Consider the following 14,065-nt stretch of genomic DNA (forward strand, 5'->3'; position numbering starts at 1 on the left):
GATCTTCTCATACCCGGCCCATTGGGGTATAGTCATCAACACCATCATGGTCCTGGTCACTAAATTTTGTCCCATCGGCAAGCAAATACTGTTCAAAAAGGAGACCCGTTCCCTTTACCAAATATAGTTGGATTGATTGACCCGATCTTGCATAACCATAACCGGCAAAACTCTGTGACATTAGTGGGGCACTGGTCGTACCTGGAAGAACATAGGTCCTCAAGATTGTCTTCCCATCAGCCGCTATCTCATAGGCGGTCACTGTGTCAGTTTTAACATTAACCGTAAAGGCAACTTGAATGCTACTTCCCGTGTTTTTTGCAGAATCCCATTGAACAACCCCATCAAATAGATACTCATCCTCACTAGCTGGGCGCCAAGTCATGGGTCCCTTGTAACGGGAATAGTTATTAGTTACCCCAAATCCATCTATGTAGTTTGGTGAATCAGGCACACCATCCGAGGAAACGGTATCATCAACGGTAGCTAATTGCATTTGTGCATCAGTGGTACTGGTGCTCATCTTTTTAGTCGCTGTACTCGTATTAGTGGAATCGGTAGTAGTTTCTGCTTTATCGACCGTTGTATCAGCGCTCACCGTGTTAGTAGCAGTTGTTGTGTCAGTCGCACTGGCCTCTGTATTGAGATCCGTATGTGGATTTACATCAGAACTAGTAGGATCAGTACGTGTTGGATTGGTCACTGTATCAGGCGTCGTTGGGTCGGTTGTATTAGTGGAATCGGTAGTAGTTTCCGCGTTATCGACCGTTGTATCAGCACTCACTATGTTAGTAGTCGTTGTGTCCGTCGTACTAGTCTCTGTATTAAGATCCGTATTCGAATCCACATCAGAATTAGTAGGATCAGTACGCGTTGTGCCGGTCACTGTATCAGGTGTCGTTGGGTCAGTTGTATTAGTGGAATCAGTTGCTAAGGTAACTTGATTTGTCTTCTCAGGCACCTCAGTTGACTGTGTGCTCTCAGTCACCTTATCATTTTGTGTTACATCCGCTGACACAGTGGTGACAGAAATGCCACCTAGTGTTAATGCAACTGTTGTTAAGCCCGCAAAAACCCAGTGCTTACCATCCTTATACATCTTATAACGTCTATTGCTCACCAGATTATCGTGCTTAGTCATGTCTATCCCTCCAATTTCTAACCCAACTATCTAAATAAAAACCCTCTTAAAACATTCCTTATCCAATACAGGCTAACCTACATTCCTTATCGCTTTAGCTCATAAAGCTTTACCATGAGATAAACATAAGTTTAACTTGTGATAACTTAAACAAGACTTCTACCTAATTATTATAGGTCTAAAATATGATTACCTCAACATTTACCTGGTAATTTATATCCTTTTCAATATTTTAACGGTTATTTGTAATAAAAAAACCATACAAGTGACTGTATGGTTTCTTTCAATTATTTGTAAATATAATTAAGCAGGCGTTGAACCCAAAGTCCAAGTCAACGTTGTGTTATAAACACCGGCCAAAGCTGAACCACCAGGGACAACCAATTGGGCTCCATTGGCAGTACCGTCAGCAACAGTTCCAAAAATTCCGTAAGTCACACCACGACCATTACCACTGGTTGCATTCATAATAGTTTGGGCAGCCCCACCAGCCACTAAGGTAACCGCATTACCGGTCACACCAGTTGGGGCAACACTATTCAAGTCCTGTAGGGTTGGTGCAGCAAACTTGACATAAGCCCCCTTCAATACATCTGATGTATCGTTAGTAAATTCCTTGTCTTGTTTAACCGCTAGATTCCAACCTGAACCCGTACCACGGGCATCAGATACCTGAACATAAGGCGCTACTTGACTACCCTGGGCACTGGTAATTGTTTTTGCATCGTAAGTTTGGTTAGCTGATGAAATATCATGCGTATTAAAGTCCAAATCTGAAGCATAAACCAACTTCAACAGGGCATCACTGCTTGTACCTGGGTTATCAGTTGGGGTATCAGGATTTTCATCGTTTCCAGTTCCAGGAATTGAAGGCTTATCATTGTTGGTTGTAGGTGCGGTAAAGGCAACCTTACCGTCCGTTGTTCCCCCCAACCCATCAGTTGTATAAGTAGCTGCACTTGCTGAAGTGATCAAAAAACCACTACTGATTAAAGCAGCCGCTACGACTTTACTTAACTTCATTTTGTCATCCTCCTAAATATTTAATACATATAAACTATTAACGTCTTTAATTATACAGGAACATTGGCTAATGTCCACTTAATCTGTGAATTGTATGGCGAATCAATATGATAGTTCTGGAAATTTAAATCCTTAGGAAAGCGTAATTGCAAAAAGTTAGGATTGCTAGAACTAAATAATTCGTGTTCCGTCCCCGTCATCTGACTACCATTAAAGATGGTAGTTGGGGTCGTGGCCGACACTTGCTGATCATTAATGAGGTAAGATACATTCGTCAACGTTGAAGACGTCAAGTGATCAGTTGGTGCTTGCGTAACCTGCGCTTCTAAATGCCAAGTCCTATCACTCACTGACTTAGTATCAATTACCGCTAACTGACCATTAACGACCTGTGCTGGCTGGGTTGCTTGTCCACGAAAGACCCCTGATTCCACTGGGACGTTTCCAAAGTCCACACTGGTTGGCACAGAAAGTCCAACAGTTCCTGAATATGTCACCGTCACTGTATAGTTTTCCTGGGCATTATCAATTGCCTTCTCAGGGACTGTATACACATCTGGTACATAACCTGTTAGGTTTGGTGTCTCCACTGCTGGAAAGCTAAGGCCCTTATCCAAAATCGTCTCAGCCTTTGTTACCATATCTACTTCGCGCCGCTGTTCAAGAGTCTGTACCACTGGATCTGGTGCCGTAATGGTATCTGGTGTCACATAGTTAATGGTTCGTGTATAGGTATGGGTCTGGACTTCTGTTTTATGTTTCACGTAGACGATTACTGGATCATTTGTTACCTTTCCACTAGCATCAACGGTTAGCGTTCCAGTTAAATGTTCCGCGGACGCATAAACATAGTTTTCCGGTACTAATGACGAAAGGTCTTGCTCAGTCAAATTATAGGTTGCATCGGTCTTCACGGGCGTGCTTTTGGTCGTCACTAGCTGGTCGCCATTGTCGCGATCGCGAATTTCAACTGGTAATTGCTGGGTCGCACCCTCGTAAAGGACTTGCAGGGGTTGACTAATCTCCCCAGCTGTTCCCGTTCGTGGTGCCGCATCAGCCGTCACTGCATAACCTGGCATCGCAGGCTCAGTCAAATTATAGGGGGCTGCTCCAGCAATTGAAAATTTTAGTCCAATTGGTGAATGGACCGTACTTTGGGCACCCATGGTTTCACCAGTTACCTTTTTAAAATCAACAGGTGAATCGGTCATCTGGTAATAACCATTCATTTGCTTCAATCCTACGGTTGATGAATTTTTTTGCTTATTACCATTTATGGCTCCTGCAATCGCTAAATATAACTTTGATACATCAGCAGGCACGGTCGTTTTTTCAGTACGGGTACCTCTATTGTTCAAAAGACCCTGATGGGCATCTTCAGCTTTTAACGTTATTTCCCGCGTAGCTGCCGAATAGGATAATTCTAAAGTAGTGTCAAAAAAATTCTTCCCGGCGTTATTATACGCTTGCCAATTATTTCCATCTAGAGCTTTAGCTGAACCTTTTTGCGTCAACCGAATCACGTTGTAGGGTGTCCGGGTAGAACTAAGAAACTGATCGGCTATTCCATAGACATTGGTTCCAAAGGCCAATTGCCAGTCCACTGTTGGATCCGCATAACCCGCTGGACCTGAGGTGTCTGTATAAGGAACATCAACCTCTTTGCTTCCTTCATACCGTTTTGCAGGACTAGTATAAGTATGGGCAGCTAGTTCCTCTGGACCTGAGGTAGACAATATCATTCCGATAAAATCAGTACTCCATTTATCATTTTCAGTTCCACCCGTACTATTACCAACTTCCATCGAGAAGTCTTTTGATAAATCCAATGGATACCGAATAGTGGCCGTTCCAACACCTATATCGGTAGAAGAATCAATAAAGCGCCACCATGATCCTAATGTTCCAGGATTTGTTTGTTCGGCCACGGCTGTACCAGTCTTCGTTGGCTTAACATTATTGTTTGCAAAGTCGATATAGGTTGCCTTTTGTGGCCCTAGATAGGACGTGTCCCCGGGCTGCAGGGTAGCTGCCTCAACCCCAACTGAACTTCCGGCAAAGGCCATTAGCGTGGTGAGGGCAACTCCGACTAGGGTTTTTATGTTTTTATTCATTACTACTCCCCCTAATAACACTTATTTATTCCGCAATGTTTCAATATCTCGTTTTTGTTCCCTATTTTTCTTAATCAAATAGATAAGTAAGGCCAGTAGACCACCCAAAACGAGTAGGACTAAGATAATCATTAAGTAATTTGGCCGTTCAATAGAGACATCGTGCTTGTTAAGCTGTTTAGCCTGAGCATCTGTAATCGTAAAATCACGTTTCAAATGCCAGGTATAATCCTGGTTCTTAACTGTTAATTGCAAACGATACTTACCTGGGTCGAGCTTTTTATTATCGCCTAGCCCAAGTGCATAGGTAAAACGACTATTAGGAGCGATATTTTGCCCTTTTTGCTTTGTGTCGATGATTTTCTTATCACTATCACGCTTGGTTACGACCGCCCTAGTTGATAACTGCTTAATAAAGGTTGGCTGATCATTCACTAGGGTGGCTAAAATAGCATTACGCGCATTGTAGCTACCAGCCTTCACCTTTGGCATTGTTAACTTAGGTTTAACTTTAGTGTGGGTATCTTCCCTTAATACCACTCCGACCACATAGGAATAGCGATTAAGCACCCCCGTCTTTTTCTGTTGATCAGCCCCATCAGTTTGGTGATCTACTGTGAAGGTTATCCCACCGGCTAAACTGCCCCGAAAAGCCGTTTTAGGAACCGTTAATTCATAACGCACCTCTTTGGTGGTCCGGGCTGGGATAGTAACCTTCTTAGGACCCTTTAGTAAGCTAGGTAAGTCATATTGCAAAGAATGATCACTTTTAAGCTTATTTGGTCCATATTCAATCTGCATGGCTTGATTCGTCTTAGCAGTATTAACAGATGTTGAAACATCAATTGGGGCCTTCGTTCCATTTGAGAGCGCAACGACCAAGGTTTGTTTAGCATCTGGCTTTACCTGTAAATCAAAATAGCCGTGCTTAGGGTCGACTTGATTAGCAGGGAGTTGTGGATTTACTCCCAAAGCTAAACCATTATCGGCACTGGCTTGAGTGGGTGTACCTACTAGGCTGAGAAGTAACGTAAGGACTGCCATTACTCCACCTAGCGTTATATCTTTTCTAATCATTTTATTTCTCCTAGTTAAAATATCTAATTAAAGTATACCACATTACCTATTTTTTGTATGTTTTTAGACAGGATATGCCAAGGTGTATTTATAATTTTTTGCATAAAAAAAGAGCGACCACCAAACTGGTAACGCTCTTATATCATGTCCCCTCAGGGGCTCGAACCCTGGACCCAAGGATTAAAAGTCCTCTGCTCTACCAACTGAGCTAAGGAGACATATGAGTAAATCATCTTGCAACAACTTACTCAATATATTATACAGGTTTCAGAAAAAAAATAAAGGGTCAATTTAACTTTATTCTGGATTTTCTTGTGCTAATTTCCACCGTAAATACGCATCGATAAAAGGATCTAAGTCGCCATCCATCACGGCTTGGGGATTTCCAGACTCGTAGTTATCCCGATGGTCTTTAACCATGCGATAGGGTTGAAAAACATAGGAACGAATTTGTGAACCCCAACCATTTTCCAATTGTTCCCCCGCAATTTTAGCCCGTTCAGCCTCTTTTTGATCGAGTTCCCGCTGGTATAACTTAGCTCGCAGCATATTATAAGCTACATCCCGGTTTTGAAACTGGGACCGTTCTTGCTGAGAAGCGACCACGATACCAGTTGGCAAGTGGGTTAAACGCACCGCCGATGAGGTCTTATTGATGTGTTGTCCCCCTGCCCCAGAGGCCCGGTAAACATCCATTTTAACATCAGCAGGGTTAATCGTTACCTCCACTGAATCATCAAGCTCTGGCATCACATCAATAGAAACAAAGGATGTATGGCGCCGACCTGCTGAATCGAAGGGTGATATCCGTACAAAGCGGTGCACTCCACGCTCAGACCGTAAGTAACCGTAGGCGTTATGGCCACTAATTTTCAAGGTCGCTGAATCAATCCCAGCCACATCGCCGGGATGATAATCCATTAATTCTACTTTAAAGGCATGCTTTTCTGCCCAACGGGTATACATCCGTTGCATATTAGCCCCCCAGTCAGCGGATTCAGTTCCCCCAGAACCCGGGTGAATCTCGAGGATGGCATTATTTTGATCATAGGGACCATCTAATAATTGGCCTAACCGATAAGCCTCTAAATCAGTTAAAAGTGTTTGCAGGGTCGTTTCCATCTCGGCCTGCATATCAGGATCCGGTAACTCAGCTAAGAGATCTAAAGCCGTTGTTACCTCTTCTACCTCTTGGACCAGTTTCAGATAGTTATCCCGGCGTTCCTTAAGGGCATTATTAGCATCAATCACCTTTTGGGCGGCTTCATGGTCATTCCAAAAATCAGGGTGACTCATATCGTCTTCATTGGCCGCAATTTCATCATTTAATGCTGGCAGGTCAAGACTATCACCAAAGGCAGTCACTTCCTGGGCTGCCTCTTCAAATAAATGCCGTGCTTCAGCTAATTCCATATCATTGCTCCTTTCATCAACGTTAATGCTAAGAAAAAAGTTGGGTCGCAACCCAACTCATTATTCTCTGCAACTTAACGTAAATTCTGTCGGATTTCAGACTTCATGAAGAGACGGGTAGCATCATACTCAATTTCAGAAATCATGTCATTAAAGAGCCGATAGCCCTCATTTTGATACTCAATCAACGGATTCAATTGACCATACCCACGCAACTGAATTGAATCACGTAACTGGTTCATATTTTCCATGTGATCGGTCCAATGACTATCAACAACCCGCAATATAACAACCCGCGTAAATTGTAGGAGCTGCTGATCATTTTCAAGCAGGCTCCGCTTTTCTTGATACATCTCCCGCGCACGGGCCTTCAAATAGTCTTTCAGGGCATCACGATCCTTGTGACGCAAATCAGGTACCGCAATACTATCTTCTGGTACTAAGGCCGACCGTGCAAAATCAACTAAGCCATTCAAATCCCATTCATCTTCCCGGCCGACTGTGTGAAAATCGACGACCCGGTCAATGGTGCGATTAACCATTGGCATTATCACATTTTCCAGGCTTTCTTCTTCATCAATTACCTGGTTTCGATTACCATAAAAGGCAGCTCGTTGCTGGGACATCACATCATCATACTGCAAAACATTCTTACGAGAGTCATAGTTATTACCTTCAACCCGCTTCTGGGCTGACTCTACTGAATGCGTAATCCAACGGTTGCGAATAACGGCATCTTCATCTTGAAGATTCATTGAGTCCATCAAGGCCTTAATACGTTCACCACCAAAGCGGATCATCAAGTCATCTTGTAAGGAGAGGAAGAACTGTGAATAACCAGCATCCCCTTGACGACCAGCACGTCCACGTAATTGATTATCAATCCGTCGTGACTCATGCCGTTCAGTTCCAATTACCGCCAAACCACCTAGGTCAGCCACACCCGGTCCCAGTTTAATATCTGTTCCACGACCGGCCATATTAGTGGCAATCGTGACTGCCCCTTTTTGACCAGCGTTGGCAATGATTTCTGCTTCACGGGCATGGTTCTTCGCATTCAAAACATTATGCGGAATCCCAGCTTCATCCAATTTCCTTGAAATTAATTCGGACGTCTCAACCGCCACCGTTCCAATTAAAATTGGCTGTTGTTTTGCGTGTAGTTTTTTAACCAAGGCAATCACCGCATCAAACTTAGCTTCCAATGATGGGTAGAGCAAATCAGGTTCATCCACCCGCTTGATTGGCTTGTTAGTTGGAATTGTTACCACTTCCATATTGTAAATCTCACGGAATTCCTCGGCTTCTGTCTTAGCAGTTCCGGTCATTCCAGCTAACTTACTATACTGACGGAAGAGGTTTTGATAGGTGATTGAGGCCATCGCCCGATTATCTTCTTGGATTTCGACCTTTTCCTTAGCCTCTAAGGCCTGGTGGAGACCATCAGAGAAACGACGTCCCTCCTGAATACGACCAGAAAAGGCATCGACTAAGACGACTTCACCATCACGTACCACATAGTCCTTATTATTAAACATCGTGTAATTAGCACGTAGCGACTGGTCAATGTGATGGGTCAAGGCTGAATTTCCCTCAGCATATAGGTTTGGCAAGTTAAAGTACTTTTCGGCCTTGCGAATTCCCTCAGCTGATAGCAGCACAGACTTGGTTTCATGGTCAACCTTATAGTCTTCGCCTTCAGTCAATGTCTTTACAAAACGGTCGGCCCGCATATAAAGTTGCGTGCTTTCTTGAGCAGGGGCGCCCGAAATAATTAATGGTGTCCGGGCTTCATCAATCAAAATTGAATCAGTTTCATCGACCAAGGCGAAATTAAGTGGTCGCTGCACCCGATCTTCCTTACGGGTGACCATGTTATCACGTAAATAGTCAAAGCCAATTTCCGAATTAGTTGAATAGGTGATATCCGCGTTATAAGCAGCCCGCTTTTCTTCTGGTGTCATATCAGCCGTATTAATGCCGACTGTTAAGCCAAGCCACTTATAAAGCTCACCCATTTCTTCACCATCACGCCGTGACAAATACTCATTAACCGTCACCACGTGTACCCCTTTGGCAGGTAAGGCATTAAGATAAACAACCATGGTGGCGGTTAACGTTTTACCCTCACCAGTGCGCATCTCTGCGATATTACCACCATGTAAAACCTCTGACCCCATAATTTGCACTGGGAAAGGATAGAGTCCCAATACACGCCGAGCAGCTTCACGAACAACCGCAAAGGCCTCAGGCAAAATATCATCGAGGGTCTTCCCAGCTGCTAACTGTTCACGAAAATAGGGTGTTTTTGCTTTTAATTCATCATCAGAGAGGGCTGCCATCTCGTCGGCATAGCTTTCAACCTGCTTAGCTGTCTTTTCTAGCCGGCGTAGCGTCCCCCGATCACTTTCAATTACTTTTTTTAAGGGATTTGCCATTTTTATCTTCCTTTACTCATCCTGATACTGTCCTTTTGCATGTTTTAATTAAACTGCAGAAGTTTCTTATTAGCATTCTAACATTTTTTATAGGAGATACCTAGCCTTGCTTACCAGCTAAGCGCGTTTTTTGCTTAAATTAAAAAACATCTGACGAGTAATATAATGAGTCATCAGATGTCTGTTTAATTTTAATGTAGCAATCTAAGAGCACGCTTACATGAACTCTTTCACGTTAGCAATGGTCTCATCACGGCCAAGTAACTCTAACAATTCACCCAGGTTGGGTCCCTGTTCTTGTCGAGTTGAAGCAATCCGTAATGGGTTCCACAAGGCCCGGGCACGAATGCCGGTTTCATGTTGGATCTCACGAATAGCACCCATAATCGCTTGGGCAGTAAAGAGTGGCAACGCTTCTAACTTCGTCACAAATTTCTCCAAGAGCATAGGGACATCTTCACCGGCCATCCATTCTTTTTCAGAGTCCGTTAATGTGTCCTTACCAGGCAAGTCAAAGAAGACTGGCTTTACTAAGGGGACAATCTGTGAGGTATAGGAAACGCCATCCATGTAAACGTTGATAACTGTCCGCAACCACTGTACCTTCTCACGGGTCAACTCATCAGCAGTAACAAGGTCAGACTTTACTAACTGTTGGAGCATCTTGTCAAAGACCATATTTTGATCAGCATTCTTAATCCATTGGTTATTGACCCAGGCAAGTTTCTTATTATCAAACTTGGCTGGTGACTTTGACAGCCGCTTTTCATCAAAACGCTTGACCAATTGCTTCTTGTTAAAGATTTCATCCTCACCAACTGGTGACCAGCCGAGGAGGGCAATAAAGTTTAACATTGCTTCAGGTAAGTACCCCAGCTCACGGTATTGCTCAATAAATTGCAAAATGGTTTCATCACGTTTAGATAGCTTCTTACCTGTGTCAGCATTAATAATTAATGACATATGGCCGAACTCAGGTGCTTCCCAACCAAAGGCTTCATAAATCATCAATTGCTTAGGTGTATTCGATACATGGTCATCCCCACGTAGCACCTGGGTAATTTCCATCATGTGGTCATCTACCACCACCGCAAAGTTATAGGTTGGCATGCCGTCAGCCTTTTGAATGACCCAATCACCACCTAGGGTATTAGCGTTAATTGAGATGTGGCCCTTGACGATATCATCCCAAGCATAGGTCTTATCAGGAACCCGAAAACGCACCACATAAGGTAATTCTTTGGCTTCAGCATCAGCTTGGAAAGCAGCAATTTCTTCGTCTGACATGCCTTCATATTCGTAGACATAGTGTGGGGCCTCATCGGCAGCGATTTGCGCCTCACGTTCAGCCTGCAATTGTTCTGAAGTCTTATAAGATTTGTAGGCTAAGCCCTTAGCCAACAATTCCTGTACAAGTGGTTGGTAAATAGACAAACGCTCTGATTGACGGTAAGGTCCGTACTTACCTGGATTAGCAGGTGACTCATCCCAGTCTAAACCTAACCAAGCCAAGTTATCCAATTGGGAACGTTCACCATCAGCAACGTTACGCGCCTGGTCCGTATCTTCAATCCGGATAATAAACTCACCATTATAATGGCGGGCATATAACCAATTAAAGAGTGCCGTCCGGGCATTCCCAATATGCAAGTGTCCGGTTGGTGATGGTGCATACCGGACACGAATCTTCTTTTCAGCTTGCTCAGTCATTTGATACTCCCTCTTTTTTCTAAATCTGTCTCTTCTAATATACCGCGCCCATGGTTGGGTTTCAATCACTAATCAGCAATCACCCTGGCAAAAATCATACGCCCTGCATCTGTTTGAATTGTAGATGTCACTTCTACCTTTACTTTCTCCTGCAAATGGTTACGGCCCTCTTCGGCCACCACCATGGTTCCATCATCCAAATACCCGACCGCCTGTTGCCGTTCAGTTCCCTTCTTAACTAACTTCACTTCGAACTGTTGACCAACCATTACCCGCGGACGAAGCGCCCCGGCCAGTGCATTGATGTTTAATACCTCAATATTTTGAAACTGGGTCACCTTATTCAAGTTATAGTCATTTGTAATAAGAATTCCATTTACATCCCGGGCTAGTTGAATTAATTTTTCATCAACCTCCTTGATGCCATCGTAGTCACCCTCCCACATTTCTAGGGGGACTGAATCCGTTTCACGAAGTTCATTTAGCATATCTAGACCGCGACGACCCCGGACACGTTTTAAATCATCCCCTTGATCCGCAATGTATTGCAATTCATAGAGGACAAAATTAGGGACTAAGAGCGTTCCTTCTATAAAACCAGTCTTAACAATATCGACAATCCGACCGTCAATCAAAATATTCGTATCCAGAATCTTATAATGATGATAATTCGTTTCTTCATCCGTCAGTACATCACTTTGATTATCGGCACTTTTTTTCCTAATCCGTGTCCGACGCCCCCTTGTATTTAGGTTAGCTAAAATTGACCGCCATTCATCTAAGCGTGTCGTCCCCAAACGAAAACCTAAGTAACCCATGACCAGCATGGTTAAAACAGGAACGACTGCATTTAACAAAAAATTATCAGCCCGTTGCAGCGGCGTTGTAATAACCACTGCCAGCACCAAGCCAATTAAGGTCGTTAAAGAGCCAATCAGCAGGGCCAATGGAGACTGCTTAAAAAGATAATTTTCTAGCCGTTTGATCTGTTGATCAACCAGCTGCCAGGTTGGTATGCTCAAAATAAAGAAGATGAGTGCACCAATAATAAAATTTACCAGCCCGTTATCTAACCACTTAAAGTTGCCATCACCTACTAGGCGCCACACATAGGGTAACAAGGTCAAGGCCAAGGCACCACCGAAAAGCGCATAAGCTAATTGAATAATTTTTTTACGCATGTTAACCCTCCTTCCTATGCTAGAGCCTGCTCTAATGCTTCACTCAATGTTTTAACGCCAACCAAGTCTATCGACAAACCCTTAAAACTGGCATCAAGGGCTTGCTTAGGTAAAAACACCCGCTTAAAGCCTAATTTTTGTGCTTCTAAAACGCGATCTTTAATGCGTGGTACCCGTCGCAACTCGCCGGTCAACCCAATTTCACCAATGAAGGCATCGGTAGGTCGCGTACCTTGATCACGATAACTAGAGGCAATCGCCACCGCCAAGGCTAAATCAAGGGCAGGTTCATCAAGCTTAACCCCACCTGCTGCACGGACATAAGCATCCTGATTTTGTAAGAGTAAGTTAGCTCGTTTTTCTAGTACGGCCATCAAGACAGAGACCCGATTACGATCAATACCGGCAGCCGTGCGTTGCGCATTACCAAAAACAGTTGGCGTCACCAAGGCTTGAATTTCTACCAAGACAGGCCGCGTCCCTTCTAAGGCCACCACAACAGCCGACCCACTCGCATCCGCTAACCGCTCTTCCAAAAACATTTCGGATGGATTGGTGACTTCAGCTAAGCCTTCATGCACCATTTCAAAAACACCTAGTTCATTGGTTGACCCAAACCGGTTTTTCTCCGCCCGCAAAAGCCGAAAACTACGCTGATTATCGCCTTCAAAGTAAAGAACAGTATCTACCATATGCTCTAGAATTTTAGGCCCAGCGATAGTGCCTTCCTTGGTAACATGCCCCACAATGAAAATCGTAATGTTATTAGTTTTAGCAATTTGTAACAGATCGGCCGTGGTTTCTCTAATTTGCGCTACTGACCCAACGGCAGATTGTACATCTGGCTGCTGCATCGTTTGAATTGAATCAATCACAACTAAATCCGGTTGCGCTTCGTCAATTGCCTTGCGGATTTGACCCATATCCGTTTCTGGGTAAAGATAAAATTCGGACTCTCCGTCAACCCCTAAACGTTCTGCACGGAGTTTGATCTGCGCAGCACTCTCCTCCCCGGAGACATACAAAATACGGCGGCCCTGTTTAGACAAGGCACCTGAAACTTGCAAGAGCAAGGTAGACTTACCAATACCAGGATCGCCACCAATCAAGACTAACGAACCAGGGACGATGCCGCCCCCTAGTACCCGGTCGAATTCTGCTAACTGGGTTGCAATCCGAGGGGTTTCAGCCAAGTCAACCTCGTTTAGCCGCTCAACCTTTGCCATTTGGCCTGCTAGATTCACACGTGATTTCCGATCAGCTTTTTCAGGTCGTTGGACCTCTTCGACTAAAGTTCCCCAAGCCCCACAATTGGGACAGCGGCCCATATATCGCTGTGAAATTGCACCACAATTTGAACATACAAATTGGGTCTTTGTTTTCGCCATTATGCTACCTCATCATTTCATTCCCGAACTACCAAAACCACCAGTTCGCTCAGCCTTTTCTGTCTTCTCGTCATCGTCAGTTAAGAGATAGGGCATAAAAATTCCTTGACCAATCCGCTCGCCCTTTTTAATCAGGCGGTCATGTAGCCCAAAATTAATCATTTGAATAAAAATTTCGCCCTCATTCGCCGCGTTATCAACATAGTCAGCATCAATAATGCCCACCCCATTAGGCAAATAAAGCCCACGTTTTAAGGGATTTGATGAACGATTGGCAATTAAAAGAAACTCCTGCGGCTCCATATAAACTTTAATGCCGGTCGGTACCAAAAGTGGTTTTAAAACTAAATCAGCCGCTTGATAATCACTGGCCACCACTGTTTCAGCCTGTCTTAACCGTTTTAAAATTTTTAGAAAGGGTAACCGCCAAATTGATGGCAATAGGAAATCTTCTGCCGCCTGAAAATCATATCCGGCTGCAGCCTTGGTGGCACGTTTTGGCAACTCAAGCGTCCTTGCATCATATTTACTTACGCGTGCAAATTTTCTGGTCATGTTGTTATACTCCTCAATTTGGGTC

Annotated in this window: 10 protein-coding genes and 1 tRNA gene; all 11 read right to left on the minus strand. The window is 44.0% G+C overall.

The genetic code is table 11. The annotated features are described in order from the left end of the window. Positions 1-7: 7 nt before the first annotated feature. The gene (locus G414_RS0103145; protein WP_022791409.1) at positions 8-1,141 is read right to left on the minus strand and encodes a KxYKxGKxW signal peptide domain-containing protein; all 1,134 of its coding nucleotides are present in this window, start codon (positions 1,139-1,141) and stop codon (positions 8-10) included. Between the two features lie 303 nt (positions 1,142-1,444). After that, positions 1,445-2,164, minus strand: coding sequence for a WxL domain-containing protein (locus tag G414_RS07200; protein WP_022791410.1), 720 nt, complete (start codon positions 2,162-2,164; stop codon positions 1,445-1,447). A 50-nt stretch (positions 2,165-2,214) separates the two neighbouring features. Beyond that, the gene (locus G414_RS0103155; protein ID WP_022791411.1) at positions 2,215-4,278 is read right to left on the minus strand and encodes a mucin-binding protein; all 2,064 of its coding nucleotides are present in this window, start codon (positions 4,276-4,278) and stop codon (positions 2,215-2,217) included. Positions 4,279-4,299: 21 nt separating this feature from the next. After that, positions 4,300-5,355 carry a WxLIP family cell surface protein gene (locus G414_RS0103160; RefSeq protein WP_022791412.1) on the minus strand — a complete coding sequence of 352 codons (1,056 nt, stop codon included), beginning with the start codon at positions 5,353-5,355 and terminating at the stop codon, positions 4,300-4,302. Between the two features lie 145 nt (positions 5,356-5,500). Next, positions 5,501-5,573 (minus strand) — tRNA-Lys (locus G414_RS0103165). 79 nt (positions 5,574-5,652) lie between these two features. Further along, positions 5,653-6,768: a peptide chain release factor 2 gene (gene prfB, locus G414_RS0103170; protein ID WP_022791413.1), complete on the minus strand. Its 1,116-nt coding sequence runs from the start codon at positions 6,766-6,768 to the stop codon at positions 5,653-5,655. 74 nt (positions 6,769-6,842) lie between these two features. After that, positions 6,843-9,206 (minus strand): preprotein translocase subunit SecA, encoded by a 2,364-nt coding sequence (gene secA, locus G414_RS0103175; RefSeq protein ID WP_022791414.1) that lies wholly within the window; start codon positions 9,204-9,206, stop codon positions 6,843-6,845. Positions 9,207-9,422: 216 nt separating this feature from the next. Next, the gene (gene gltX, locus G414_RS0103180) at positions 9,423-10,916 is read right to left on the minus strand and encodes a glutamate--tRNA ligase (RefSeq protein WP_022791415.1); all 1,494 of its coding nucleotides are present in this window, start codon (positions 10,914-10,916) and stop codon (positions 9,423-9,425) included. A 68-nt stretch (positions 10,917-10,984) separates the two neighbouring features. Beyond that, positions 10,985-12,097 (minus strand): PIN/TRAM domain-containing protein, encoded by a 1,113-nt coding sequence (locus G414_RS0103185; protein ID WP_022791416.1) that lies wholly within the window; start codon positions 12,095-12,097, stop codon positions 10,985-10,987. A gap of 14 nt (positions 12,098-12,111) precedes the next feature. After that, positions 12,112-13,485 (minus strand): DNA repair protein RadA, encoded by a 1,374-nt coding sequence (gene radA / locus G414_RS0103190; protein ID WP_022791417.1) that lies wholly within the window; start codon positions 13,483-13,485, stop codon positions 12,112-12,114. Positions 13,486-13,497: 12 nt separating this feature from the next. Beyond that, positions 13,498-14,040: a dCTP deaminase/dUTPase family protein gene (locus tag G414_RS0103195; RefSeq protein ID WP_022791418.1), complete on the minus strand. Its 543-nt coding sequence runs from the start codon at positions 14,038-14,040 to the stop codon at positions 13,498-13,500. Between the last annotated feature and the right edge of the window lie 25 nt (positions 14,041-14,065).

The organism is Weissella halotolerans DSM 20190, assembly GCF_000420365.1.
Lineage (GTDB): Bacteria > Bacillota > Bacilli > Lactobacillales > Lactobacillaceae > Weissella > Weissella halotolerans.